General features: G+C 67.4%; 25 protein-coding genes. 17 read left to right on the plus strand and 8 right to left on the minus strand.

From position 1 onward, the window contains the following. Positions 1-16 precede the first annotated feature (16 nt). From M0R88_RS06455 to M0R88_RS06465, 3 genes are all read left to right on the plus strand, one after another. Positions 17-295, plus strand: coding sequence for a glutathione S-transferase N-terminal domain-containing protein (locus M0R88_RS06455; RefSeq protein ID WP_248656129.1), 279 nt, complete (start codon positions 17-19; stop codon positions 293-295). Then, positions 295-858 carry a redoxin domain-containing protein gene (locus tag M0R88_RS06460; protein WP_248656130.1) on the plus strand — a complete coding sequence of 188 codons (564 nt, stop codon included), beginning with the start codon at positions 295-297 and terminating at the stop codon, positions 856-858. Before M0R88_RS06455 ends, M0R88_RS06460 begins: the two co-directional genes overlap by 1 nt. Before the next feature lie 186 nt (positions 859-1,044). After that, complete coding sequence (locus tag M0R88_RS06465) at positions 1,045-1,653, plus strand: L-threonylcarbamoyladenylate synthase (RefSeq protein WP_248656131.1); 609 nt, start codon at positions 1,045-1,047, stop codon at positions 1,651-1,653. Here the strand turns inward: M0R88_RS06465 and M0R88_RS06470 are convergent. Continuing rightward, positions 1,639-2,307: a CRISPR-associated protein Cas4 gene (locus tag M0R88_RS06470; RefSeq protein WP_248656132.1), complete on the minus strand. Its 669-nt coding sequence runs from the start codon at positions 2,305-2,307 to the stop codon at positions 1,639-1,641. The two genes, M0R88_RS06465 and M0R88_RS06470, sit on opposite strands and share 15 nt — an antisense overlap. Before the next feature lie 423 nt (positions 2,308-2,730). Beyond that, entirely contained in the window at positions 2,731-3,333 is a 603-nt protein-coding gene (locus M0R88_RS06475; RefSeq protein ID WP_248656133.1) for a conditioned medium-induced protein 4, read from the minus strand. 114 nt (positions 3,334-3,447) lie between these two features. On the opposite strand from M0R88_RS06475, the gene M0R88_RS06480 reads away from it, so the two are divergent. The 5 genes from M0R88_RS06480 to M0R88_RS06500 all read left to right on the plus strand — a co-directional run bounded on the left by M0R88_RS06480 (position 3,448) and on the right by M0R88_RS06500 (position 7,979). Beyond that, the gene (locus M0R88_RS06480) at positions 3,448-4,032 is read left to right on the plus strand and encodes a biotin transporter BioY (RefSeq protein WP_248656134.1); all 585 of its coding nucleotides are present in this window, start codon (positions 3,448-3,450) and stop codon (positions 4,030-4,032) included. A 28-nt stretch (positions 4,033-4,060) separates the two neighbouring features. Continuing rightward, complete coding sequence (locus M0R88_RS06485) at positions 4,061-4,789, plus strand: energy-coupling factor ABC transporter ATP-binding protein (protein ID WP_248656135.1); 729 nt, start codon at positions 4,061-4,063, stop codon at positions 4,787-4,789. Continuing rightward, positions 4,786-5,493 carry an energy-coupling factor transporter transmembrane component T family protein gene (locus M0R88_RS06490; protein WP_248656136.1) on the plus strand — a complete coding sequence of 236 codons (708 nt, stop codon included), beginning with the start codon at positions 4,786-4,788 and terminating at the stop codon, positions 5,491-5,493. Before M0R88_RS06485 ends, M0R88_RS06490 begins: the two co-directional genes overlap by 4 nt. A 69-nt stretch (positions 5,494-5,562) precedes the next feature. Beyond that, positions 5,563-5,760 (plus strand): hypothetical protein, encoded by a 198-nt coding sequence (locus M0R88_RS06495; RefSeq protein ID WP_248656137.1) that lies wholly within the window; start codon positions 5,563-5,565, stop codon positions 5,758-5,760. 98 nt (positions 5,761-5,858) lie between these two features. Then, positions 5,859-7,979 carry a (Fe-S)-binding protein gene (locus M0R88_RS06500; RefSeq protein ID WP_248656138.1) on the plus strand — a complete coding sequence of 707 codons (2,121 nt, stop codon included), beginning with the start codon at positions 5,859-5,861 and terminating at the stop codon, positions 7,977-7,979. Between the two features lie 307 nt (positions 7,980-8,286). Here the strand turns inward: M0R88_RS06500 and M0R88_RS06505 are convergent, their stop codons facing one another. Next, positions 8,287-8,829 (minus strand): DedA family protein, encoded by a 543-nt coding sequence (locus tag M0R88_RS06505; protein WP_248656764.1) that lies wholly within the window; start codon positions 8,827-8,829, stop codon positions 8,287-8,289. A gap of 571 nt (positions 8,830-9,400) precedes the next feature. Between M0R88_RS06505 and hemB the strand changes: the two genes are divergently transcribed. Next, complete coding sequence (gene hemB, locus M0R88_RS06510) at positions 9,401-10,384, plus strand: porphobilinogen synthase (RefSeq protein WP_248656139.1); 984 nt, start codon at positions 9,401-9,403, stop codon at positions 10,382-10,384. 713 nt (positions 10,385-11,097) lie between these two features. On the opposite strand, the gene M0R88_RS06515 is transcribed toward hemB, so the two are convergent. Continuing rightward, on the minus strand, positions 11,098-11,592 hold the full coding sequence (locus M0R88_RS06515; protein WP_248656140.1) for a cupin domain-containing protein: 495 nt from the start codon (positions 11,590-11,592) through the stop codon (positions 11,098-11,100). 459 nt (positions 11,593-12,051) lie between these two features. On the opposite strand from M0R88_RS06515, the gene M0R88_RS06520 reads away from it, so the two are divergent. Both M0R88_RS06520 and M0R88_RS06525 read left to right on the plus strand, forming a co-directional pair. Continuing rightward, complete coding sequence (locus tag M0R88_RS06520; protein WP_248656141.1) at positions 12,052-13,719, plus strand: ammonium transporter; 1,668 nt, start codon at positions 12,052-12,054, stop codon at positions 13,717-13,719. A gap of 105 nt (positions 13,720-13,824) precedes the next feature. Beyond that, positions 13,825-14,241 (plus strand): DUF5518 domain-containing protein, encoded by a 417-nt coding sequence (locus M0R88_RS06525; protein WP_248656142.1) that lies wholly within the window; start codon positions 13,825-13,827, stop codon positions 14,239-14,241. A 43-nt stretch (positions 14,242-14,284) separates the two neighbouring features. Here M0R88_RS06525 and M0R88_RS06530 read toward each other — a convergent pair whose 3' ends face one another. Then, positions 14,285-15,304, minus strand: a complete 1,020-nt coding sequence (locus M0R88_RS06530) for a hypothetical protein (protein ID WP_248656143.1) — start codon at positions 15,302-15,304, stop codon at positions 14,285-14,287. Then, positions 15,304-16,188: a hypothetical protein gene (locus M0R88_RS06535; protein ID WP_248656144.1), complete on the minus strand. Its 885-nt coding sequence runs from the start codon at positions 16,186-16,188 to the stop codon at positions 15,304-15,306. Before M0R88_RS06535 ends, M0R88_RS06530 begins: the two co-directional genes overlap by 1 nt. 122 nt (positions 16,189-16,310) lie before the next feature. On the opposite strand from M0R88_RS06535, the gene hemL reads away from it, so the two are divergent. Beyond that, a complete protein-coding gene (hemL, locus tag M0R88_RS06540; RefSeq protein WP_248656765.1) occupies positions 16,311-17,651 on the plus strand; it encodes a glutamate-1-semialdehyde 2,1-aminomutase in 1,341 nt (446 codons plus the stop codon). 36 nt (positions 17,652-17,687) lie between these two features. On the opposite strand, the gene M0R88_RS06545 is transcribed toward hemL, so the two are convergent. Further along, positions 17,688-17,885: a hypothetical protein gene (locus M0R88_RS06545; RefSeq protein ID WP_248656145.1), complete on the minus strand. Its 198-nt coding sequence runs from the start codon at positions 17,883-17,885 to the stop codon at positions 17,688-17,690. Positions 17,886-17,978: 93 nt separating this feature from the next. On the opposite strand from M0R88_RS06545, the gene M0R88_RS06550 reads away from it, so the two are divergent. The 5 genes from M0R88_RS06550 (at position 17,979) to recJ (ending at position 23,122) form a co-directional block, all read left to right on the plus strand. Next, positions 17,979-18,449, plus strand: coding sequence for a hypothetical protein (locus tag M0R88_RS06550; RefSeq protein WP_248656146.1), 471 nt, complete (start codon positions 17,979-17,981; stop codon positions 18,447-18,449). A 94-nt stretch (positions 18,450-18,543) separates the two neighbouring features. Next, on the plus strand, positions 18,544-19,686 hold the full coding sequence (gene hemC / locus M0R88_RS06555) for a hydroxymethylbilane synthase (RefSeq protein WP_248656147.1): 1,143 nt from the start codon (positions 18,544-18,546) through the stop codon (positions 19,684-19,686). After that, positions 19,683-20,438 (plus strand): uroporphyrinogen-III synthase, encoded by a 756-nt coding sequence (locus M0R88_RS06560; RefSeq protein ID WP_248656148.1) that lies wholly within the window; start codon positions 19,683-19,685, stop codon positions 20,436-20,438. The genes hemC and M0R88_RS06560 overlap by 4 nt, the downstream gene beginning before the upstream one ends. 134 nt (positions 20,439-20,572) lie before the next feature. Then, the gene (locus M0R88_RS06565) at positions 20,573-21,268 is read left to right on the plus strand and encodes an RNA 2'-phosphotransferase (protein ID WP_438267199.1); all 696 of its coding nucleotides are present in this window, start codon (positions 20,573-20,575) and stop codon (positions 21,266-21,268) included. Positions 21,269-21,649: 381 nt separating this feature from the next. Next, on the plus strand, positions 21,650-23,122 hold the full coding sequence (gene recJ / locus M0R88_RS06570) for a RecJ family nuclease (RefSeq protein WP_248656149.1): 1,473 nt from the start codon (positions 21,650-21,652) through the stop codon (positions 23,120-23,122). A 17-nt stretch (positions 23,123-23,139) separates the two neighbouring features. Here the strand turns inward: recJ and M0R88_RS06575 are convergent, their stop codons facing one another. Further along, the gene (locus M0R88_RS06575) at positions 23,140-23,916 is read right to left on the minus strand and encodes a nucleoside phosphorylase (RefSeq protein WP_248656150.1); all 777 of its coding nucleotides are present in this window, start codon (positions 23,914-23,916) and stop codon (positions 23,140-23,142) included. Positions 23,917-24,244: the final 328 nt, after the last annotated feature.

The raw sequence follows: 24,244 nt of genomic DNA on the forward strand, positions 1-24,244 counted from the left end.
GGAACAATACTCGTCTATGAGCCAGTCAACCGGCACCGAGTCCGCGATAACCCTGTACCGCTTGCAGGCGTGTCCGTACTGCGAGCGCGTGGTCAACAAGCTACAGGAGTACGACCTCGACTACCGGTCGCGCTTCGTGGAACCGATGCACAGCGACCGCAACGTCGTCAAGCGCATCTCGGGCAAGCGCACCGTGCCCGCCATCGTGGACGAGAACACGGGCGTCACGATGAGCGAGAGCGCCAACATCGTGGAGTACCTCGAAAACACCTACGGCGCTGGAGGTGCCGAGTAATGCCGGACTTCGACGTCGTCTCGCTCCCCGACACCGACCACGTCGCGGAGGGCGACACCGCGCCGGACTTCACCCGACCGCTGGTCAACGACGAGTACTGGGAGGACGCCGCGCTCTCGGACCTGACCGACGAGGGGCCGGTCCTGCTCGTGTTCTTCACGATGGACGGGGCGTTCCCCGCGACGTACATCTGGAACGAGATTCGAGAGAGGAACTGGGGTAGCGAGGCGCAACGCGCCTCGGACGAAGCGAGCGGTGAAACCGCGAGCAACGACGGCCACGACCTCACGATCGTCGGCCTCTCCATTTCGGACCCCTACGCCCACAAGCAACTCGTCGAGGAACGCGGGATGGACTACCGGCTCTTCTCGGACCCGCAGAACGGCGTCGCCGAGGAGTACGGCATCGTCCACGACCTCGACGGGATGGCCGGCGTGAGCGAACCGCGGCCCGCCGCGTTCCTGCTGGACGAGGACCGGACCGTCGAGTACGCGTGGGTCGCCGAGGAGTGGCCCGACTTCCCGGACTACGACGACGTCGAAGCGGCTATCGAGGAACTGTAGCTGTAGCCGAGCGCCGCGAAGCGACGGTCCGACTACGACAACGACGCGGCCGTGCAGGGAACCGGCGTCCCGCGCGCCTTCTTCTGACCGGCGTCGAACCGTGAGGGATGTCGAACCGCGAGCGGCGTCGAACTCCGAGCGGCCTCGGACGCTACGCTTTTTTCCGCGGCCTCCCGAGATAGCGCCATGACCGACGAGTCGATAGCGGAGGCGGCGGACGCGGTTCGCAGGGGCGAACTCGTCGTCTACCCGACCGAGACGGTGTACGGACTCGGCGCGGACGCGCTGGACGAGGCGGCGATCGAGCGCGTCTTCGAGGCGAAGCGGCGGTCGCGCGAGAAACCGATTTCGCTCGCGGCGCCCACCGTGACGTCGGCGCTGGAGTACGTCCGCGCGACCGACCGCGAGGAGCGGTTCATGCGCGAGTTCCTCCCCGGCCCCGTGACCGTCCTCTGCGAGAAGCGCGAGCCGGTCCCCGACGTGCTGACCGGCGGGCGCTCTCGCGTGGGGGTTCGCGTGCCCGACCACGAGGTCGCGCTCGACCTCCTGCGCGAGACCGCACCCGTCACGGCCACGAGCGCGAACGTGAGCGGGCGGCCGAGCGCGACCCGCGTCGCGGACGTGGACGACGAGATTCGAGCGGCCGCGGCGGTCGTCGTGGACGGCGGCGAGACCGGCGGGACCGGGAGTACGGTCGTGAACGTCGCGGACGGAGCCATCGTGCGCGAGGGGCCGAACGCCGACGACGTGCGGGCGTGGCTCGACGCGAACGGCGGCGGTTCAGAAACCGAGTAGCGACTTCAGCGACCGCGTTTTGACGCCGCACTCCGCCCGGTAGTCGCAGGCCCCGCACTTGGCGTCGTTCGTGAGGCGCGGCGGCGGACCGTCGAGCGTCCGGGCGGCCTCGACCGCGGTCCGGTAGGCGGCCTTCCGGCGCGTGCCGATGGAGACCTCCCGAATCACGCCGTGGGTGGGGTACTCCGCGAACGCGCGTTCGACCGACTCCTCGGCCTCCCACGAGAGCGCCTTCGCCGCGGCGACGAGTCGGACCGACTGGGGTCGCCAGACGCCCTCCTCGGGCGGGTCGCCGGTGAAGACCATCGCGGGCGTGGGCGCGTCGAGCGAGAGGACCTTGTGGACGATACCTCGGCAGTCCTTGCCCTCGGTCAGGCGCTCGCGGTCGCTCGGGTCCCGGAGTTCGGACCACGCGGCGTCGAAGCGCCGGCGCGCGTACTCCAGATTCGACCGGAACTCGTCGGGACCGACCGCGAGCGGCAGGTCCGCGAGGTCGTCGCGGTCGGCCGCTAACAGGTCGGCGTAGCGAAAGGCGAGTTCCCGCCGCTCGGCCACCTCGTCGGGAACCTCGATTTCGTCCTCGCGCCGCCGGTAGTACAACTTCCGCGGGCAGTACGCCGCGGTTTCGAGGTCGCTGAACGGAATCTTCGACACGGGAGCGGATCGTCCCGGCTTCCGAGATAAACTTCGCCCAACTATAGACGTGGTAAAGAACGGAAAATGTTCCTTCAACCTAGAACGGCCAGCGAGCGACCGAGCGAAGCGAAGGCGCGAGCGGACGCTCGGTCAGACTTCCGACGGCGAACGCCCGGCTCAACCGCCGACAGCGGACGCCCGACTACACACCCGCCAGCGAACGCCCGGCCGACCAACCGATACGGAACTAGCATCCGTGCGAGCGAAGCGAGCGCGGTTCACCGCGAGCCACGCGAGCGGACCAAGGAACCGTCGAAGGAGCGTCCGAACGAAGTGAGGACCGACCGAGGCGGTGACGCCGTGTTTTTGGTCGAGCTTTTGCCAGCGAGGGAGCGTCTGAGCCGCAGGCTCAGACGCGGCCGAGTGCAGCAAAAGGTCGTCTCAGAAGGAAACGTTCGTCTCCATCCCCTCGGTCGCGTCGTCCAAGCCGTCCTCTTGAAGGCTCTCGGTCATTCGGTCGGAGAGTTCGCGGTCCTGCAGGACGTTCTCGAACTCGTTGCGGAACTGGTCGTTGACGGTGCGTCGCTGCTGTTTGGCGTCGATGACGCGGCGGTAGCGACGGACCGTCGATTCGCTCACGTCGAGTTCCGCGGCGCACTCGCCGGTTGAGGCGTCGTCGTCGAGGAGGTCCCGGAGGTCCGCCAAGTCGAACGGCGCGTCCTCGTCGGACTCGCGCAGGAGGTGGAGGTCGATGCGGGCGCGGGCGACCGTCTTGCCGAGCGAGGCGTCGCCCAGCTCGCGGGCGATTTCGGCGTCGGAGTCGCCGGCGTAGAACCCCCGCACGACGCTCACCAACTCGTCGTCGGAGAGCGTCGTCGTGAAGTCGTAGCGGTCTCGCATCCGTCCGACGACCTCCGCCAACCGGTCGTCGATGGCCGTCTCCGAACTCAGCGACCCGTGGGTCTCCTCTTGGCGTTCGGTGACGGTTGATTCGTCGGTGACATCCATGAAGATGTCACGGAGTTCCTCGGTCTTCTCGTCCATTATTTTACGATGTGGGTGGGTCGTGGTGGCTATATAAAAACCTGTCGGCGGACAGAGGACACGCGAGCGTCGTCAACCGAAGCTCTCTTTCTGGTTGACGAGCCACGGGCGAGTATGAGTACCGACACGGCCTCGGTCGAGTTAGTCGGCGAAGAAACCGCAGGAAACGTCGCGCGTGCGGCCCTGTTGGCCGCGCTCACGGGGGCGTTCGCCTACGTCTCGTTCCCGAATCCCCTCTCGCCCGCGCCGGTGAGTCTGCAAGTCCTCGGCGTCTTTCTCGCCGGACTGCTGCTCGGTCCGGTCTGGGGCGGCGTCTCGATGGCGCTGTACCTCGCGGCCGGAGCGGTCGGCGCGCCCGTCTTCGCCGGCGGGTCGGCGGGGTTGGCGGTGCTGTGGATTCAACCGACGAGCGGCTACCTCTGGTCGTACCCCGTCGCGGCGTTCGTCGTCGGCGCGATAGCCCACGGCGGTCTCCGACTCCGCGACTCCGTGCCCCGGTCCGTCCCGCGACTCGTCGGCGCGATGGTCGTCGGCACCGCCGTCATCTACGCCGTCGGCGTCGTCGTCATGTCGTTCGTCCTCGACATGACGCTCCGAACGGCGTTCCTCGCGGGCGCGGCCGCGTTCATCCCCGCCGAGGCGTTCAAAATCGCGGCCGCCGTCGGCGTCGTCCGGAGCGACCAAATCGTCGCCGAGTAGCGAGACGGAGAAACCGCTCACTCACCAGATGATAGAGACACGAAACGTGGTCCACCGGTACGGTGACGACGGACCTCCGGCGGTAGACGGCGTCTCGCTCGCCGTCCCGGACGGCGAGTTCGTCCTGCTGGCGGGGCCGAACGGGTCGGGCAAGTCCACGCTCGTCCGGCACTTCAACGGCCTGCTGGACCCCGACGAGGGCGAGGTGCTGGTGGACGGCACGCCGGTCTCCGAGAACCTCGTAGCGGCCCGGACCAGCGTCGGAATGGTGTTCCAGCAACCCCGCGACGGGTTCGTCGCGGCCACGGTCGGCGCGGACGTGGCGTTCGGCCCGGAGAATCTGGGCCTCTCGAACGAGGAGATAGACCGACGAGTCGCGGACGCGCTCGCGGCGGTGAACATGGCGGGCAGGCGCGACGAGCGCATCGACGCACTCTCGGGCGGCGAGCGCGAGCGCGTGGCCATCGCGGGCGCGCTGGCGATGGACCCCGACCACCTCGTGCTGGACGAACCGTTCACCGGACTCGACGCGCCGGCCCGCGAGTCGGTGGTCGAACAGCTCCGGACCCTGAAGGAGTCGGGCACCGGCGTCGTCCTCGTGACTCACGACCTCCGAGACGCCTTCGACCTCGCGGACCGAATCGTCGCGCTCGCGGACGGATGCGTGGCCGTGGACGCCGCACCCGCGGACGCCCGCGAGCGACTGCCGGACCTCGGGATTCGCGTGCCAGCGGGGGAGGTTCGCGGCGAACGGTGACGCTGAGTTATCGCCCCGGCGACTCGCTCGCACACCGACTCGACCCCCGGAGCAAGTTGGCCTTTCAGGTCGCGTTCGCCCTCGCGGCGTTCGCGCACACGACGCCCCGCGGCTTGCTCGCGCTGACCGCGCTCGTCCTCGCGGTCCTCGTCGGGTCGGGGCTGTCGGTCCGGCGGGCGCTCGCGGAGTACCGGTTCGTCTTTCCGTTCCTCCTCGCGGGACCACTGTTCTCGGCGGCGACGCTCGGGCCGCCGTGGGTTCGCTGGCAGGCCGCGCTCGATACCGCGCTCGCCAGCTATCGCGTCGTGCTGGTCCTGCTGGTGAGCGCGGCGTACCTCCGAACGACGCCGGTCAGGGACTCGCGGGCCGCGATTCAGCGCCTCGTGCCCGGCAAGACCGGGCGACTCCTCGGGACGGGCGTCGGGTTCGTCTTCCGGTTTCTGCCGGTCTTGCAGGCGGACCTCCGGCGGATTCGGGACGCCTCGGCCGCGCGGTTGGGCGACCAGCAGTCGCTCGTCGCCCGGATGCGTCGGGTCGGTATCTCGGGACTGGCGCGGGCGCTCTCGCGGGCCGACCGGTTCGCGCTCGCGCTCCGCGCCCGGTGTTTCGCGTGGAACCCGACGCTCCCGCCGCTGACGCTCTCGCGGGCCGACGTGCCGGTGTTCGCCGCGAGTCTCGCGCTGTTAGCGTGGGCGGTAGTCTGAGTCGTCGCCGACCTGCTCGGCTATCTCGGGGCCAGAAACACGAACCGGAACGTCGAACTGAGTTCGACCTTGGGCGTCGGCAAAGGGGCGAGCGCGGTCGTCGCGGGCGTCGTCGTGTTGGCGTTCGACGAGCCGCTGTTCGCCGAGCTCGCGCGCCGAGCGCCCGAAATCACGGGGTTCGTTCGGACGTATTTCGGCGTGGCGGGGTTCTGCTTCGCGCTCGGAATCTGGGCCGGCGCGGTCGTCGCGGACGTGATACGGTTGTGAGACGATAGCCGGAAAACCGTAAACTCCGAATCCGTTTTCGGCCGGGGAAGCGGCCTGAGTCGGTAAAACTTAAGCGAATCCTGTTCCCCGTGTACAACATGGCAAAATTTGTGCTGGCGCAGGCGGGGAGCGAGGCCACCCGCCCCACGTTCTGGAAGATCGGCCACATCGGCGAGGCCATCTTCTACTACCTCGCGGCGGTGGCGATAGCCATCTTCGCCGTCGGGGTCTACCAGCGGTTCTCGACCTACGCACAGGGGACCGAGTCGTGGTTCGACCGCCTCGACGACCTCTCCGGGCGTATCGCCTCCGCGACCAAGATCGTCTTCTCGAACCAGAAGCAGTTCGACCGGGACCTCTACGCCGGCCTGATGCACGCGTTCGTCTTCTGGGGCTTCCTGACCCTGCTCATCGGGACGACGATTCTGGCCATCGATATGGACATCTGGACGAAGGCGCTCGGCCAGCCCTCGTTCTTCGAGGGCGCGTTCTACCTCTCGTACTCGCTGGTGATGGACGCGATGGGCCTGCTGTTCGTCGTCGGCGTCGGCATGGCCATCTACCGGCGCTACTGGGTGGCCGAGGGTCGCCTCTGGGGCAAGCACACCTCGACCGAGGACGACCTGTTCGTCTGGAGCCTCTTCCTGCTCGGCGTGGGCGGCTACGTCACCGAGGGCGTCCGCATCCTCGGGACGAGCGCGACCCGCAACGTCTCCTTCGAGACCGTGAGTTTCGTCGGCTGGTTCGTCTACGACGTGCTGGCGGTCGCGGGCGTGACTCCCGAGATGGCGACCGCGGCCTACCCCGTCGTCTGGTGGTCCCACGCCCTGCTGGCGCTCGCGTTCGTCGCGGCGGTTCCCTACGCCAAGCCGTTCCACATGATTTCGAGTTTCGCGAACGTCGTCACGCGCGACGAGAAGGCGGGCAAGCGCCTCCCCGGCGTTCCGGACGACGCCAGCCCCGAGGAGATCGGTCACGGCTCCATCGAGGACTTCTCGTGGAAGGAGCTGCTCGACCACGACGCCTGCACGAAGTGCGGTCGCTGTTCGTCGGTCTGTCCCGCGAAGGCCGCAGACCGACCGCTCGACCCCCGCGACGTGATTCTCGACCTGAAACAGTACCGCGAGGACTTGGAAGCGGGCCGGACCGAGGAGAAGCCCATCGTCGCCGACGGCGGTGCCTCGGTCATCAACTCGGAGACGATGGAGTCGTGCATGTCCTGCATGGCCTGCATGGACGCCTGTCCGGTCGAAATCGAACACGTCGAGCAGTTCACGCAGATGAACCGCCGGCTCACCGAGTCGGGCCAGATGGACGCCAACGTTCAGGACACGATGATGAACGTGTTCCAGAACGGCAACACGTTCGGCGAACCCCAGCGCAAGCGCCCCGACTGGGCCGACGAGTTGGACTTCGAGATTCCCGACGCCCGCGAGCAGTCCGTCGAGTACCTCTGGTACGTCGGCGACTACCCGAGCTTCGACGAGCGCAACCGGAAGGTCGCGCGGTCGCTGGCGACCATCCTCGAAGAGTCCGGCGTCGAGTACGGCATCCTCTACGACGACGAGCAGGCCGACGGCAACGACGTGCGCCGCGTCGGCGAGGAGGGCCTCTACGAGATGCTGGTCGAGGACAACGCCGAGGCCATCCGGAGCTGCGACTACGACAAAATCGTCTGCACGGACCCCCACAGCTACAACACGTTCAAGAACGAGTATCCGGAGTTCGAGGTGTGCGAGTGGACCGAGGACGACGTGTTCCACTACACGCAGGTCGTCGAAGACCTGTTCCGCGAACTGGGTCTCTCCGGGTCCGAACTCGACTACACCGTCACGTACCACGACCCCTGTCACCTCGGCCGGTACAACGACGAGTACGAGGCCCCGCGCGAAATCGTGAAAGCCACGGGATGCGAACTCGACGAGATGCCCCGCAACCGCGAGGACTCGTTCTGTTGCGGCGGCGGCGGTGGCGGCCTCTGGATGGACTTCGACGAGGACCCCAAGCCGAGCGAGGAGCGCCTGCGCGAGGCGCTGAACGACACCGACTCGGGAAGCCGCGTCGAGAAGTTCGTCGTCGCCTGCCCGATGTGCATGACGATGTACGAGGACGGCCGGAAGACCGGCGGCTACGAGGACGACATCGAAATCGTCGACGTGTCGGAACTGCTCGTGGAGGCTATCGGTCGGAAAGAACAGGTCGAAGTCGCGGCGGACTGACCTCTCTCGACCGTTTTACTTTCGAGCGCCGAGACGGCCCGGTTCGTTCGATATCGAAAAAGCTGCCGCACCCATCGCGGCAGAGATGCGCTCGCGTGGAGTTCATTGCATGGCACGCGATGAATCGGCACGCGAGCGCAATTTACCGTACGAACTGCGACTTGTTAGGTCTGACGCCTACCAATTCGCGGAGAAACCCGGTCGGGTAGCGAGTCGAGTTCGTCAGCCAGCGAGAAAGAGCGACGCGATTTCGGAGAAAGTCGAGGAGTCCGTGGTGGGCCGGACGGAGCGCGGCCACTCCGAATCGTTACAGGAATCCCAACATGGCCCGGAAGATGCGCGGGCCGAGCAAGGCGAGCACCGTCTCGAAGACGAGCGTGCCGAGCGCCGACAGCACCACGAACTTGCGGCCGTCCATCTCGGCGAACCCGGCCGGGACCGTCAGCATCCCGCGAGTGAACAGTAGCGCGTTGCTCACCGGGACGACGACGGGACCCCATCGGTCGAACCACCCGTCGAAGCGGTCGAGTTGGTCCCCATCGACCCGGAACCACCGCTTTTCGAGCAGGTACTCCCGGCCGCCGCGCTTCGCCAACAGGAACAGTGCGTACTGGCCGATAGTAGCCGCGATAACGGAGACCGACACGATAGCGACGATCGTGTCGTAGTCCGTGGGAGAGTCGGCGAGTGCGGTAACGGCCACCGGTACGACCGCCTCGCTCGGTGCGAAGTACAACAGCATCGCACCCTCCAGAATCATGATGAAGAAGAGCGCGAGCAGGCCGTACTGATTGAGCCACTGTTCCGCCAGTTCCTCGTTCCCGACGAAGAACAGGCCGACCCCGACCACCGCCGCGAGGACGATACCGGCCGTCAGCAGGAGGAGTCCGTTGTCGGCGAAGAACTGCCGGACTCGGCCGGGTTCGGTGGCGTTCGACAGCAACACTCCTCCGAGAACGACGACCGCGACGCCGAGCGCTACTGGCGCGTCGGGAGCGACGAGAGCGAGCGGGGACAGCATTCGTGACTGTCGTATCGACAGGGCGCGCTAAATGCGTTGTGACCCCGCGCGAGAACTGAACCAGTGATGAAAACGAGACGAGACGACCGAGCTAAGAACGTCTCTCGAAGCCCCCGCCCGGTCGCGCTCGCTCAGCGACGTACCTGACGGACGTAGTTGCGTCAGACAGTGGTCGCTGAGACGACCACGCGAGCGCGACCGGGCGGCCCCTTCATCCACCCGTGGTGGGTGATCGGTAGGGCGGTCCCGTCGGTTGATTGGTCGAGCGTTCGCCGGTGGGTCGGAACACCGAGCGCCCGCAGGTCAAGCGGTCGGTCCCCTCTCGCGTTTCCGGCCGAATTACCGGCAGGATAGCCGTCGGAGCGACGCGGTTTTGAGACCCGCGCCGCAAGTCCCGGACATGAACTTCACCGACCGGCCCCGTCGCCTCCGGCGGGACGGAATCCGCGAGATGGTCAGCGAGACCGACGTGCAGGCTTCGGACCTCATCGCGCCCGTCTTCGTGGACGCGACGACCGACGTACGACGCCCCATCGAGACGATGCCCGGCCACGAGCGCGTCCCGGTCGAGGAGGCGGTCGCGCGCGTCGAGGAGGTACTCGAAACCGGGGTCGAGGCGGTCATGCTCTTCGGAATCCCCGAGTCGAAGGACGAGCGCGGGACTCGCGCGTGGGCCGACGACGGCGTGGTGCAGGAGGCGACCCGGCGCGTCACGAGCGAGACCGACGCCTACGTGATTACCGACGTGTGCCTCTGCGAGTACACGAGTCACGGCCACTGCGGGGTGCTGGAAGACGGTGCGAGCGAGGGCGACGTTCGCCTGACGGTACGCAACGACGAGACCCTCGACCTGCTCGGGAAGATTGCGACCTCGCACGCCGAGGCCGGCGCGGACATGGTCGCGCCCTCGGGGATGATGGACGGGATGGTGGGCGCGATTCGGGAGTCGCTCGACGGCGCGGGCTACCCGGACGTGCCCGTCATGAGCTACGCCGCGAAGTACGAGTCGGCGTTCTACGGCCCCTTCCGCGACGCCGCCGACGGCGCGCCCGCCTTCGGCGACCGGCGACACTACCAGATGGACCCGGCGAACCGACGGGAGGCCCTGCGCGAGGTCCGCCTCGACGTGGAACAGGGCGCGGACGTGCTGATGGTCAAGCCCGCGCTGCCCTACCTCGACATCGTGCGCGACCTCCGCGAGGAGTTCGACCACCCCGTCGCGGCGTACAACGTCAGCGGGGAGTACGCGATGCTCCACGCCGCCAGCGAGAAGGGGTGGCTCGACCTGGAGGAGGTCGCGCTGGAGTCGCTGGTGTCCATCAAGCGAGCGGGCGCGGACCTGATTCTGACGTATTTTGCGGAGGACGTGGCCGAGGAGTTGTAAGCGAGGCGGAATCGCTACTCGGACGTGCCGGGGGAGCGCGTCGAACAATCCGAATCTAACGCGATTCCCGGTTTTCCGTCCTCCTCCGCAACTACGCGGACGTGAAATGACCGGTCTCGTTTTCCGATAGTCTCGGTGTGCCACGTACTGCCGTCTATCTTCACGCGAATCGTGTAGACCGAATGCTGACCGGGGAGTCCCTCTTCGTAAAGCGGACCTGGAATCACGTCGTCGGTGCGGGCGGGAACGTTCACCTCTCGTTCCCAGATCGTGGTATCGTCCGACACGATTTGGACATGAAAACGGTGTCGTTTGCGGTCGAAATTCCTGAGCGCAACTGTACAGATTCTGGTCGGCGAACTGTTCGTGCTACAACCACTGAGGGAGGGTAACAGGAGCGGGAGGCCACGGAGGACGGAGCGGCGGGTAAGCATGGTCGATGGAATCTGATTTGGCAAAAAACGTTTTTGCATTTGTTTCCGGATCTAGACGCCTCAGTTACCAGGTCCGTGGTCGGACGAGGGACTCGAGGTCGAGCCCGGCGAGACCGCCGCGGCGTGGTCCGCGTTCGTCGTACCTCGGTCCGCGGAGCGCGGCGAGGTGAGAATCGGATACAAGCCCGACCGCGAACCGGACGGTCCGTTTCCAGTGCGGTGGGTACCGGAGTCCGACAACTGACCGGAGGCTACCTCACGGACGACGCACCGACCGAGTCACTCCGGCCCCGCGACCATTCGTCTGACCTCGGCCCCGCAGTCCGCGCAGTAGAGTACGTACGCGTCACCGCCGTCCCGTTCTTCGTAGTCGCGGTCGGTTTCGTCGCCGCACTCCGGACATCGCTCCTCGATGACCGCGCCGTCGTCGGCCTTCGGTGCGCCGACCGCGATTACCCGTGCGGGCCCTTCGCCAGTCGATACTGTGCGCTGTTTGGCGTTGGGCGGAACGAAGAACGCCTCGCCCGTCCCCACGTCGTAGTCGCCGTCGGGCGTCTCGACGCGAATCGTCCCTTCGACGACGTACAGCAGTTCTTCGTGGTTCGGGTGCCGGTGTTCGCCCCACGGCAACTGCTGTCCGGGGTCGGCGACGTAGACGTTGAACCCGAACTCGGTAGCGCCGACCGCTTCGTCGACTTCCTTCTTGTGCCGAGTCGGATTGGGAGCGTCGGGGAGGTCTTCGACCGCGACTTTGCGGAACTCGCTGTCGGTCATGCGTCGAGATACGGCGCCGACGCCGAAAAGGGCGCGCCTCGGTCCGCGGACCGAGTGGTACGGCGAACGCGTCCGAGAGAGCGATGCCGTACCCGTCCTCGGGTCCACGATACGCGTCCAACTCCGGGTCTGTCGCGCGCGCTGCCGACGCACGGGGCCGCGTCTCGTCGGTCGACCCTCCCACACGAACGTCCGAAAACTGAACGCCCGAACGGCCGGTTTCTGGACGGAATACAACCTTATATCCGTATTATTCGGTTTTAAACCGGACGCTCGTCTACCTCAGAAGGAATATTCTGTAGTTTTTCAACGCTTACGCTTATGTACTGCTTTGCCGTCACAGTATATCGTGAGCGAACACACGAACCGAGAGGAATTCGAGATTTTCCTGAACAGTCGTCCAGACGACGTGGTCGAGATTCCGAGCGATGCGGCGGAGACGCCGACGGAGGGGTCGGAATGCTAGACGCGCCCCTGCAGGTGGACCCCAGTTCGATAGCCAGCGGCGTCAACGACGTCTGGGTCCTGACCGTGACCTTCCTCATCTTCTTCATGCACGCGGGCTTCGCGATGCTGGAGGCGGGGCAGGTCCGGTCGAAGAACGTCGCCAACCAGTTGACGAAGAACATGCTGACGTGGAGCGTCGGCGTCGTCGTCTACTTCTTCGTCGGGGCGGGCCTCTCGAACGTGGTCGGCGGCGTGCCCGACTCCTTCGCGTACGTCGGGGGCGGCTCCGACGCGTGGATCGGCTGGCTATTCGGCGCGGTGTTCGCCATGACCGCGGCGACCATCGTCTCCGGCGCGGTCGCGGGCCGGGCGAAGCTCCGGGCCTACGTGACCTACACCGTCCTGCTCTCGGCGGTCATCTACCCGGTCGTCGTCGGCTTCACGTGGGCCGGCGGCTTCCTGACGACCGTCGGACCGGGCTTTCAGGACTTCGCGGGCGGCGTCGTCGTCCACGGGATGGGCGGCATCGCGGGCCTGACCGCGGCGTGGATTCTCGGCCCGCGGATGGACCGCTACGGCGACGACGGCTCGGTCAACGTCATCCCCGGCCACTCCATCACCTTCGCGGTGTTGGGGACGCTCATCCTCTGTTTCGGCTGGTACGGCTTCAACGTCGGCACGGCCGCGAGCGTCTTCGTGGTCGAGAACGGCACGCTCGCGCTCGGCGCGTTCGCCGACACGGTCGGCCGGGTCGCGCTGACGACCACGCTCGGGATGGCCGCGGGCGCAATCGGCGCGAGCGCGGTCTCGCTGGTCAAGACCGAGAAGGTAGACACTCTGTACGTCGCCAACGGGATGCTCGCGGGGCTGGTCGGCATCACGAGCAACACGAACGCGATTACGTGGGTCGGCGCGCTGGTCGTCGGTCTCGTCGCCGGCGGACAGCTCCCGGTCGTCTTCGAGTTCGTCGAGAAGAAGCTAAAGATAGACGACGTGTGCGCGGTCTTCCCGGTCCACGGTTCGGCGGGGGTCCTCGGGGCGCTGTTGTTCCCCTTCTTCGCCGTGCCGGGCTACGGGGTCAGCTTCGTCGCGCAGGCCGTCGGCGTCGCCGTCATCGCGCTGTGGACCGTCGCCGGGACGGGCCTCGTCTTCGGCGTCCTGAAGCTACTGGGACAGGCCCGCGTCAGCGCCGAACACGAGCGCGAGGGTCTCGACATCACGGAACACGGCGTGGACACTTACCCCGAGTTCGGCGGTCCCGACGTGGAGGGGAGCGCAGTGCGGACCGACGGTGCCGGACTGCGGGCCGACGGCGCGGGCGACCGACCCAACGCGGGGAGAATCAAGATGGTCACGGCCGTCGTCCGGCCCGACCGTCTCAGCAACGTCAAGACGGCCTTGGCGCAGGTCGGCGCGCCGAGTCTCACGGTGACGAACGTCTCGGGGCGCGGGAGCCAACCCGCCAAGACCGGCCAGTGGCGCGGCGAGGAGTACACCGTGGACCTCCACCAGAAGGTGAAAGTCGAGTGCGTCGTCGCCGACGTGCCCGCCGACGAAGTGGTGGAAGCCGTCCGCGAAGCCGCCGACACGGGCGAACCCGGCGACGGCAAGATATTCGTCGTGCCGGTCGAGGACGCCTGTCAGGTCCGGACCGGCGTTCGCGGACCGGAAGCGGTGTAGCGCGTTCGACCGCCGATTCGGTCCTCCTCTCCCTTCGACCGTCTCGCGCTCGATAGCCGCGCGGCGACGGCCAACATATATTCTCTCGGAGTAGTAAGACTCGGTATGGCCGAACGAGAGACCACCGCCCGAACCGCGGACCGCCCTCCCACGACCGACGCGCGCCCGCCCGACGACGACCCGAACACCCTGCTGAACGCCGTCGTCGGTGCCGTCGTCACCGTCGTCACCGCGCCCGCGCTCCCGTTCGCGGCCATCGCCGGCGGCGGCGTCGCGGGCTACCTGCAGGGCACCGACCTCAGAGAGGGCGCGACGGTCGGAGCCGTCTCGGGCGCGATAGCGACGATTCCGGCGTTCCTCTTCGCGTGGGTCGTCGCCGGGTTCCTGCTCATCGGGATGGACCCGTTCCTCGCGCTGTCGAGCCTCTTCGCGGTCTTCCTCTTCGTGCTGGTCGCGGGCTACCTCGTCGGTGCCGGGGCGGTCGGCGGCGCGCTCGGGGCGTACCTCCGCCGCGAACTGTGACCTCCCCGGACGTCTCGACCCGCCGTACGGACGCTTCGACCGCTCACCACGGGAACAGCGGCGGGAGGACGCGTGACACCTCCGAGGCGGTGAGTTCCTCGCCGCCCTCGCCGTGGGTCATCGCCGGGTGCGGGCCGAACGAGGTGGCGTGGTCGAGGTACTGCTCGTATCCCGACTTCGCGCGCGGGGAGAACGGCGACCGCAGGTCCTGCTCCTCGAGCGCCCACTGGCCGAACCGCTCGTTGGCGTTCTCGTTCTGCCGCCACTCGCCGCCCGAGAGCCGACTTCCCTCCTCGAAATCGGTCTCGTCGCGCTTGCGTTCGTCGGCGTAGAGGTAGTGTTTCGGGTATCGGCTGGCGTCCCAGACCCGGACGAGCGTCGTCCCGTCGGCCATCGCCGCGAGTTCGAGGAAGGTGTACATGTTCGGCGGTTGGACGACGAACGCGGGCACCGTCTCCACGTCCATGCCGGTGGTTTCGAGGAACTCGACCGGGCCGAGTTCGTAGAACTTCTCGCGCATGATTTCGATGTACGTGTCGCTCCCGCCGAGCAGGACCGAGGCGCGCACGCCCTCGACACCGCCGACCTCCTCGCGGACCGCGCCGCTCTCGAAGCGCTTGCCTTCGACGTCCGCCCGAAGCTTCGACTTCCCGCCGAACCAGTCGAGGTCGTCGCGCTCGATTATCTCCCGGACGAGGTTCTGCTCGCCGCGCTGGCCTTCGACGGCGACGTACGGCGGCTTCTCGTTCGCGTTCGTCCCGAGCGTCACGCTCGAATCCACGACGGTCCGGCCGTCGTCCGTGGAAAAGGAGAGTTCGATTTGGTTCTTCAGTCGGTACTGCCGCAGTCCCTCGTCGTACTCCGGGAGGTGCTTGCGCATCTCCTCGACCTCCCGCAAGTCGTCGGGGAGGTCGGTCACTTGGTCGGCGACGAACCACGCGTCGAGGCACTTGCCTCCGTAGTCTGGCATCGCGCTGTCGAGGTCGTCGCCGCCGTTCGCGCTGTCCTCGCTGTGGCCGGGAAGCAGGGTGACGGTCGTCGCCGAAGCGGCGCGTTCGACCATCAGGACCACCCGCCTCCCAACTTCACTTCGGTCCCGGCGAGCGCGAGTCGGAACCGGTCGTCGCCCAGTTTCTCGAACCGGTAGTGTACGGTCGCACCGTCGGCGAAGACGAACTCGCCCTCCTCCCCGGTCTCGGACGCGGCGGTCACTTCGGTCCGCTCGTAGACGCCGTGGTCGAACTGGAGGTCCCGAAACGTCGCGGCGAGGCGCGCGCTCCCGACGGCGTCCACCGAATCGGTCGCCCGAATCGCGTCGAGAACGACCCCGCCGCGGTACGCGAGGTCGTCCCCGGAGTCGGGGTCGCGGTCGGCCGGGTACCACTCCAGTTCCAGCCGCGAGACCGCGTCGAGGAGGCTCCAATCCACGTCGCCGGCGTCCCAGAAGACTCGACCCGACGTCGCCTGCCGGACCGCGACCGGGTCGGACTCGGCGACCGGTTCGAGGTCCCCGTCGAGCGAGTCCGCCGGACGGTAGAGACGGAACCGGAACGCGACGCGAGCGTCGGTTTCCTCCACTCGGCCGGGCGCGACGTCCGCGACGAAGTGCGGGGAAGCGGCGAGGTCGAAGGCCCCGACAGGCCGCGAAATCGCCGGGACCGACTCGCCGTCTGCCGACGCGTCGAGGCCGTACTCGCCTTCTGTGACGGCCACCGGGCGGTCGGTCCGTGCGGTCCGCGACAGTCGAACCTCGCCGTCGGCTTCCCACCCGTCCAGACCCGACTCGAACGTGCCGAGCGAGAGGGCGTCGGTCAGTCCGGAGTCGGTCGATTCGGCGTCGGCGGCGGTCGAGGTGACCGAACCGAGCAGGGGCGAAACGCCGACGGCCGCGAGCGACGAGAGGACTCGCCGTCTCGACGCGCGACCGCTCGAAAGCTCTGGTGTCATTTCGGCTTTCCGTGCGTAGGGGGGTCGGATTAATCTTCTCACCGTTTCGGTCGGAACCTTTACCGTTTCACGCGGTCGCCGAGACAGAAATGGACTTCACGAAGGAGTCCGAAGTCCGGACCATGCACGACGCCAACTCCCGCGAGTTGTACGACCGGGCGCTCTCGGTCCTGCCCGGCGGGGTCAACTCCCCGGTTCGGGCCGTCAGACCCTACCCCTTCTTCGTCGAGCGCGGCGACGGCGCGCACGTCGTCGATGCCGACGGGAACAAGTTCATCGACTACGTGATGGGCTACGGTCCCCTGCTTCTGGGCCACGACCTACCACAGGAAGTCGAGTCCCGGATTCAGTCCCAGCTCTCGGACGGGCCGATGTACGGCGCGCCCGCCGAGGTCGAGGTCGAACTCGCGGAGTTCATCGCGCGCCACGTCCAGAGCGTCGAGATGCTCCGGTTCGTCAACTCGGGCACCGAGGCGACCACCTCCGCGGTCCGCCTCGCGCGGGGCTACACCGGCCGGGACAAGGTGGTCGTGATGCAGGGCGGCTACCACGGTGCCCAGGAATCGACGCTCGTGGAGGGGAAGTCGGGCGGCACCGGAACGCCGAGTTCGGCCGGGATTCCCCAATCTTTCGCCGAGGAGACTATCACCGTCCCGTTCAACGACGAGCGGGCCGTCCGCGAGGTGTTCGAGGCCCGCGGCGACGAAATCGCGGCGGTCCTGACCGAACCGATTCTGGGCAACTGCGCGTCGGTCGGTCCGGTCGAGGAGTACCTCGATAGCCTGCGCGAAACCACCGAGGAACACGGCGCGCTCCTAATTTTCGACGAGGTGATGACCGGGTTCCGGGTCGGCGGTCTCCAGTGCGCCCAAGGCAAGTTCGGCGTCACGCCCGACCTGACGACGTTCGCCAAGGTCATCGGCGGCGGCTTCCCGGTGGGAGCCGTCGGCGGACCCGCCGAAATCATGGAGTCGTTCACGCCGACCGGCGACGTGTTCCAAGCGGGCACCTACTCGGGCCACCCGCTCTCGCTGACCGCGGGGCTGGAGATGCTTCGCTACGCCGCCGAAAACGACGTGTACGACTACCTCGCGGACCTCGGCGACCAGTTGCGCTCGGGGCTGACGGACGTCCTCGAAGACCGCGCCCCGGAGTACACGGTCACGGGCTACGACAGCATGTTCAAGGTCGTCTTCACGCGCGACGGTCCGCGGGACCGCTCGGGGCAGTGCGAAGCCGGATGCCGACAGGACCCCGACTGCCCCCGGTTCGACTACTGCCCGAAGAACAAGGCCGACGTGGCTGCCGCCGAGACCGAGCGGTGGGAACGGCTGTTCTGGCCCGCGATGCGCGACGAGGGCGTCTTCCTCACCGCCAACCAGTACGAGTCGCAGTTCCTCAGCTACGCCCACACCGAGGAGGACGTCGAGGAGACGCTGGAAGCGTACAAGTCGGCGCTGTAGCGGGCCGGACGACCGCGTTCGTCCGCGTCCGCCGATCTACGGCCCGGAGTAGTCCACTTTCCCCTCCTGTTCGGTCGTCTCTATCGAGTAGAGTCGCGAGTACGGGAGGTGGAGATACCGGCCGCCCGACCGCTGGACGCGGACTCCGTGGACCCTCCCGGAGTCCGAAATCTTCTCGGCGTCCACTTCGACCGTCTCGACTCCCTCGGGGGCGTCGTAGGTGACTGTAGCCACGACTCGCACGTGAACCTCGATTTCGATAACTCCACTGGCGAGTTCCGAGAGCCAGACGACACGCGTTTAGGCACCGAGTCCGCAGTACCGACCATGAGCAGCGAACGGACGAATCGGGGGCGGATACGACGCCGCCAGTCCCACCACTGGTACTGGGTGGCCGCCATCCCCGCGGGCTTTCTCCTCTGGATGCTGACGCTGGCGTGGCTGGCGATGGCCGCCTCGTGGGAGGCGTTCGGGTTCGGCGCGGACGTGGTGAACCTCTCGCTGGTCGCGCTCGGCGTTCCCTTCGCCTTCCTGACGGCGTACTTCCCGGTGGCGGTCTACCGGGACGCCGACTACGTGAACCGCACCAGCGGGCAGTGGGCACCCAATCCGATGCGTCAGGCGCTACTGGCCGCGCCCGGACTGGTCGTCCTCGTCGCCGTCGGGGTAGCCGCGTTCGTCGTCGGACTCCCGCCGACGTGGCCGGTCGTCGCCGGGTTCGCGGTCAGCGTCCCCTTCGCGGTCTACTACCTGAAGGAGCGCCGCGAGCGCGTCGGGACGCCCGACGTGCCGTGGTGAGTCCGGCGCGGCGACGTTCCCTTCTCGGTCGAATCGTCCGTATCCGCCCGCAAAAACGAACAAGTGTTTCAACCTCCGACGCCGACCCTCTCCTATGAGCAACCACGGCACAGAGATACGCCTCGCCACGCGGGGGTCGGACCTCGCGCTCCGGCAGGCGGGCGAAGTGAAGACGGCGCTGGAGGACCGGCGGTTCTCGGTCGAACTGGTCGAAGTCGAGACCACCGGCGACGAGATTCAGGACGAACTCATCCACCGACTCGGCAAGACGGGCGCGTTCGTCCGGAGCTTGGACGAGAAGGTGATGAACGGGGAGTTGGACGGCGCGATTCACTCGATGAAGGACATGCCGACCGAGAGCCCCGAGGAGTTGGTCGTCGCGGCCATCCCCGAGCGCGCGAGCGCTAACGACGTACTCGTCACGCCCGACGGGAAGGAACTGGACGAACTCCCGGAGGGCGCGACGGTCGGGACCTCCAGTCTGCGGCGGAAGGCCCAACTGCTCCACCGCCGACCCGACCTGAACGTCGAGCCGCTCCGGGGGAACGTGGACACGCGCGCCGAGAAGTTGCTCGCGCCCGCGCTCCAAGACGAACACGAGCGCCGGACCGAGGCCGAGAAGGAGAAGCAGTCGGACAAGGCGATGGCCCAGAAGGGCCACAAGAAGGAGTACGAGGGCGAGTTCGACAGGACCGTCGAGGAGTGGTTCAACGACCTCGCGGAGATAGAGCGCCGGGCGCTGGAGCGAGAAGTCGAGACCGAATTCGAGGCCATCGTCCTCGCGCAGGCCGGACTGGAGCGGAGCGGTCTCGCGCACCACCTCGACTACGTGGAACTGCCGAAGGGCGAGTTCGTGCCCGCGCCGGGGCAGGGCGCGCTCGCGGTGACGGCGCTCGACGGCGACCTCGCGGGCGACCTGAACGCGGTGCTGGACCACCCGCGGACGCGGGTCGAGACGACCGTCGAGCGCACCATCCTCGCCGAGTTGGGCGGGGGTTGCGTCGCGCCGATGGGCGTCCACGGCCTGATTCAGGGCGAGAACGTCCACGTGGACGTGCAGGTCTTCTCCCAAGACGGGACGGAAATCGTGGAGGTCAGCCGCGACGTGCCCGTCGAGAATCACGTCTCGGCCGCGAAGGACCTCGCCGGCGACCTCGCCGCGAGGGGGGCCGACGACCTGATCGCGGCCGCGAAACGCGACGAAACGCCCGACGCCAAGCGCGAAGCCGAAAAATGACGACGCACGCCAACCGCGACGTGCGCGCGGCCGTCTTCCGCCCGGACGACGAGCGACTCGCTGAGGCGGTCGAACTGCTGGACTCGCTCGGTGCCGACCCGGTCGCCGACCCGATGCTCGAAGTCCGACCGACCGGCGACGCGCCCGCCGACGGCGAGTACGTGATTCTGACGAGCAAGACCGGCGTGGAGTTGGCGGCCGACGCGGGGTGGGAACCGGGCGACGCCACCGTCTGCGCCATCGGCGAGAGTACCGCCGACGCGCTCCGCGACGCGGGCTATAGGGTGGACCTCGTGCCCGAGGAGTACTCCTCGTCGGGGCTGGTCGAAGCCCTCGACGGCGAGGTCGAAGGTGTGCGCGTCGAAGTCGCCCGGAGCGACCACGGGAGCGAGGTCCTGACCGACGGTCTCCGCGACGCCGGCGCGGTCGTAAATGAAACTACGCTATATGAATTAGTCCGGCCCGCAACCTCTGGCGAGTCCGCCGCGCTCGCCGCGGAGGGCGGTCTCGACGCCGCGCTGTTCACGTCCTCGCTGACGGTGGCGCACTTCTTGGACGCCGCCGAGGAGCGAGGCGTCCGCGAGGAGGCGATAGCGAGGCTGAACGACGCCGTCGTCGGCGCTATCGGCGAGCCGACCCGCGAGACGGCCGAGGCGGAGGGCATCGCGGTGGACGTGGTCCCCGAGCGAGCCGACTTCGAGGAGTTGGCCTGCGAGGCCGTCGAGGCGGCCGCGCCGACCTACCACGAGTAACGGATTTTGGACGCCGCTGGCTTTTCGGGGACTCCGGGTACGTACGGCGACCGAGAACCATTCTCGACTCGAAACGAAGGGCCGTCCCGCCTCGCCGAGCGACACTTCAGCGACGAGACCGAACTATCCGGACGGTGACCGACGCCATCAATCGCTGTCCGGACCACGGCTTCGTGACCGCATCCGAAACCGAGGGCGAGGAGAGTTCCGGCGACGAGACCTGCCCCGAGTGCGGAGGCAACGTCGAGCGAGTCCTCTCGGGCGAGCGCAGACGCCGCCTCTCGACGTTCGTCAGCGGTGCGCTCCGGCACTTCCCCGCGGACGCGGGTCTCGAACTCGACGCGCAGGGGTTGACCGACCGGGCCGCCCTCGAAGCGGCAGTGGGTCGGAAATACGACTGGGCCGACGAAGACGCTCTCGCGGCCGTGATTGCCACCGACCCGAAAGGCCGGTTCGAGCGCCGCGAGACGGCCTCGGGAACGGAGGTTCGGGCGGCCTACGGCCACTCGGTGGCGGTGACGCTGGACGACGAGGGAAGCGACGCGGACGACGACGGCGACGTGCCCGACCGCCTCTACCACGGGACGGACCCCGCGAATCTGGGCGCGATTCGCGCCGAGGGACTGCGGCCGATGGACCGCCAATCGGTGCATCTCTCGGGGAGTCGCGCGACCGCCCGCGAGGTCGGGCGGCGGCACGCGCCCGAGCCGGTGGTGCTGGAGATCGACGCCGCCGAGTTGGTCGCGGACGGGTTCGGAGTCTCGAAGCGAGGGACCGAGACGTACATCGTCGGGCGGGTGCCGCCGGAGTATCTGACCGTTCTTAGCTAACTATAGAGTTGTTTCGTGATTGTCTATGCTCGTTTAGAGTGTGAGATTCTGTTTCTAGAAAATATTTGCGTGTGTTTAAGGACTCGGGGAAGTCGGCTTCGACGACGGGAGAACCGTTCGAGACAGCTAGCTTCAGGCTCGACCCACAGAGTTACCGCGACGGCACCGCGTCAGCCTCACACCTCCCCAGCCTCGAGGCCCCGTTCGCGGCCGCTCCCTCGCGTGATGGGCGTGGCGCGCGAACGCGCCACGCCCGCACGCGCCGGTCGGAAGCGTCGAGGACGCGACGGAGTGGAGAGAGAAAATCCCGCGAGACCTCCGAAAGCCCGAAGCGAGCGAGACGCGGAACTTTATAAGTAATAGCGACTTACCTCTCTCCGAATGGCTTCCGCTGGTCCCGTTCCCGCCCTCGCCGACCGCGCCGCTCTATGCGCCGACCGACTGCGGGACGCCGACGAGGTGTTGCTCGCGTCCCACATCGACGCCGACGGCCTGACGAGCGCCGCGATAGCGTCCTCGGCGCTCGAACGCGCGGGCATCCCGTTCGAGACCGTCTTCAGCAAGCAGTTGGACGCCGAGGAGGTCGCCGCCATCGCGGCGACCGACTACGAGACGGTGCTGTTCACCGACTTCGGGAGCGGCCAGTTGGACGTTATCTCGGACCACGAAGCGGCGGGCGATTTCACGCCGGTCATCGCCGACCACCACCAGCCGGCCGACTCGGACACCGAGTTCCACCTGAATCCGCTTCTATTCGACGTAGACGGTTCGTCGGAGCTATCGGGCGCTGGCGCGGCGTACGTCCTCGCACGCGCGTTGGAACCGAGAGGCACCGACAACCGCGACTTGGCCGGACTCGCGGTCGTGGGCGCGGTCGGCGACATGCAGACCACCGACGGCGAGTTGGTCGGCGCGAATCAAAACATCGTCGCGGAGGGCGAGGAAGCGGGCGTCGTGGAGTCCCGAACCGACTTGGCGATGTACGGCAAGCAGACCCGGCCGCTCCCGAAGATGCTGGAGTACTCCAGTGACACCCGGATTCCCGGCATCACGAACAACGAGAACGGCGTCCTCCGGTTCTTGGACGGACTCGACGTCGCGCTCAAGGACGACGACGGCGAGTGGCGCTGTTGGGTGGACCTGACCGAGAGCGAGCGGAGTACCGTCTCGAACGCGCTCATCCAGCGCGCCCTCTCGAAGGGGGTCGCTCCCGACAAAATCGACCGACTCGTCGGCACGGCCTACACGCTCACCGACGAACCCGAGGGGACCGAACTCCGGGACGTGAGCGAGTTCTCGACGCTGTTGAACGCGACGGCCAGATACGAGCGCGCCGACGTGGGACTCGCAGTGTGTCTGGGCAACCGCGACGGCGCGCTCGACTGCGCCAGAGAACTCCTACGGAATCACCGCCGCAACCTCTCGGAGGGACTCCAACTCGTCAAGCGCGAGGGCGTCATCAGGGAGGAGAACGTCCAGTGGTTCCACGCCGAGGACCGCATCCGCGAGACCATCGTCGGCATCGTCGCCGGGATGGCGGTCGGTTCCGAGGGAATCGACCGCGGGACGCCCATCGTCGCCTTCGCCGAGAAGACCGACGAGAGCGACGGCGACGACGAGAGCGGCGCAAACGGTGACGAGAACCAAGTGACCGAGGTCAAGGTCTCGGCGCGCGGCACGCCCGCCCTCACCCGACGAGGACTCGACCTCTCGGTCGTGATGCGCGAGGCCTCCCAAGCCGTCGGCGGCGACGGCGGCGGCCACAACGTCGCCGCGGGCGCGACGGTGCCGAAGGGGACCGAAGAGGAGTTCGTCGCGCTGGCCGACGAATTGGTCGGCGAGCAGTTGGGCTAATCTCCGAGCGGCCCGGACTACTCGACGTACTCGGTGAGAACGTCCTTCGCGGTATCGCCGAGTTTCTGCACGTCCTCGCTCGTGAGGTGGAACTTCGGCTCCCAGTCCGAGAGACCGAGGTAGTCGCTGACGACGAACATCGCGCCGGCGTCCACGCCGCGGTAGTCGGCGACCGCGAACACCGCCGACGCCTCCATTTCGACGGTGAGGACGCCCTCCGCGGCGTACCGCTCGATTTCTCGCTTCGTCTCGCGGTAGATGGCGTCGGTCGTCCACGTCGGCCCCACGTGGAAGGGCTCTCCTCGCTCGTCCAGCAGTTCCGTGGTCGCGTCGAGCAACTCGTCGCTCGGGTAGGCGTACGTCTCGGACTCGACGTAGTGGTGCGAGGTCCCCTCGTCGCGGATGGCCCGGTCGGGAACCACGAACTCGCCCATCTCGACCGACTCGTCGAGACACCCCGCGATGCCGACCGAGAGGAACGCCTCGACGTCGTCCGCGATTAGCTCGTCCAGTAGCATCACCGCGGTCGGTGCCCCGATGCCGAAGTTCCCCATGACGCCCACGGAGTAGTCGGTGTCCTCGAAGCAGTAGAGTTGGCCGTAGTAGTGGTCCACCGTCTCGCCAGCGTAGGTCTCCATCAGGTAGTCCATCAGCCCGCGACTGTAGCAGAGGACGACCGCTTCCGGCGGTTCCGCCACGTCGCCGTCGGCCTGCGAGGCGCGGTAGTCGGCGTGTTCCTCGGGCGTGACGAGCGGTTCCGCGCCGTGTTTGTCCGGCAGGTTGGGGAACGTCATCGCTCGGCAGTACCGAGACCGCGGTGAAATGGCTTGCGTCGGACCGATATCTGGTATCGATGCGCACGATTCGGGCGTTCCGGCTCGTTCGGTAGCGAGGCGTCGGTTTTCTGGGGAGTCGAAGCGGGCCGTCCGAGTTGCCGGAACTAGATTCTGTATAGCAGTATGGAGTTTACGTTAACATTCCACCACCACGGCGCGGTTCCCGTTGCGGCGGAAAACGACCGCCCCGAGCGCCGACCGGAGACCAGCGGTTCGGCCGAACGACCCGACGAATCGGCCGTATCGGAGTCCTCCGGCCGTCCTGTAGTCGGAGAGAATAAATACG

The organism is Halorussus gelatinilyticus (genome assembly GCF_023238445.1).
GTDB lineage: Archaea > Halobacteriota > Halobacteria > Halobacteriales > Haladaptataceae > Halorussus > Halorussus gelatinilyticus.

What these genes read in the sequence shown, in the direction of transcription:
- M0R88_RS06560 (WP_248656148.1), top strand. Translation starts at nt 19,683, where the DNA reads ATGACGACGCACGCCAACCGCGACGTGCGCGCGGCCGTCTTCCGCCCG.
- M0R88_RS06550 (WP_248656146.1), top strand. Translation starts at nt 17,979, where the DNA reads ATGAGCAGCGAACGGACGAATCGGGGGCGGATACGACGCCGCCAGTCC.
- M0R88_RS06475 (WP_248656133.1), bottom strand. Translation starts at nt 3,333, where the DNA reads ATGGACGAGAAGACCGAGGAACTCCGTGACATCTTCATGGATGTCACC.
- M0R88_RS06525 (WP_248656142.1), top strand. Translation starts at nt 13,825, where the DNA reads ATGGCCGAACGAGAGACCACCGCCCGAACCGCGGACCGCCCTCCCACG.
- hemC (WP_248656147.1), top strand. Translation starts at nt 18,544, where the DNA reads ATGAGCAACCACGGCACAGAGATACGCCTCGCCACGCGGGGGTCGGAC.
- M0R88_RS06455 (WP_248656129.1), top strand. Translation starts at nt 17, where the DNA reads ATGAGCCAGTCAACCGGCACCGAGTCCGCGATAACCCTGTACCGCTTG.
- M0R88_RS06515 (WP_248656140.1), bottom strand. Translation starts at nt 11,592, where the DNA reads ATGACCGACAGCGAGTTCCGCAAAGTCGCGGTCGAAGACCTCCCCGAC.
- M0R88_RS06465 (WP_248656131.1), top strand. Translation starts at nt 1,045, where the DNA reads ATGACCGACGAGTCGATAGCGGAGGCGGCGGACGCGGTTCGCAGGGGC.
- M0R88_RS06460 (WP_248656130.1), top strand. Translation starts at nt 295, where the DNA reads ATGCCGGACTTCGACGTCGTCTCGCTCCCCGACACCGACCACGTCGCG.
- M0R88_RS06500 (WP_248656138.1), top strand. Translation starts at nt 5,859, where the DNA reads ATGGCAAAATTTGTGCTGGCGCAGGCGGGGAGCGAGGCCACCCGCCCC.
- M0R88_RS06485 (WP_248656135.1), top strand. Translation starts at nt 4,061, where the DNA reads ATGATAGAGACACGAAACGTGGTCCACCGGTACGGTGACGACGGACCT.
- recJ (WP_248656149.1), top strand. Translation starts at nt 21,650, where the DNA reads ATGGCTTCCGCTGGTCCCGTTCCCGCCCTCGCCGACCGCGCCGCTCTA.
- hemB (WP_248656139.1), top strand. Translation starts at nt 9,401, where the DNA reads ATGAACTTCACCGACCGGCCCCGTCGCCTCCGGCGGGACGGAATCCGC.
- M0R88_RS06530 (WP_248656143.1), bottom strand. Translation starts at nt 15,304, where the DNA reads ATGGTCGAACGCGCCGCTTCGGCGACGACCGTCACCCTGCTTCCCGGC.
- M0R88_RS06480 (WP_248656134.1), top strand. Translation starts at nt 3,448, where the DNA reads ATGAGTACCGACACGGCCTCGGTCGAGTTAGTCGGCGAAGAAACCGCA.
- hemL (WP_248656765.1), top strand. Translation starts at nt 16,311, where the DNA reads ATGCACGACGCCAACTCCCGCGAGTTGTACGACCGGGCGCTCTCGGTC.
- M0R88_RS06535 (WP_248656144.1), bottom strand. Translation starts at nt 16,188, where the DNA reads ATGACACCAGAGCTTTCGAGCGGTCGCGCGTCGAGACGGCGAGTCCTC.
- M0R88_RS06520 (WP_248656141.1), top strand. Translation starts at nt 12,052, where the DNA reads ATGCTAGACGCGCCCCTGCAGGTGGACCCCAGTTCGATAGCCAGCGGC.
- M0R88_RS06575 (WP_248656150.1), bottom strand. Translation starts at nt 23,916, where the DNA reads ATGACGTTCCCCAACCTGCCGGACAAACACGGCGCGGAACCGCTCGTC.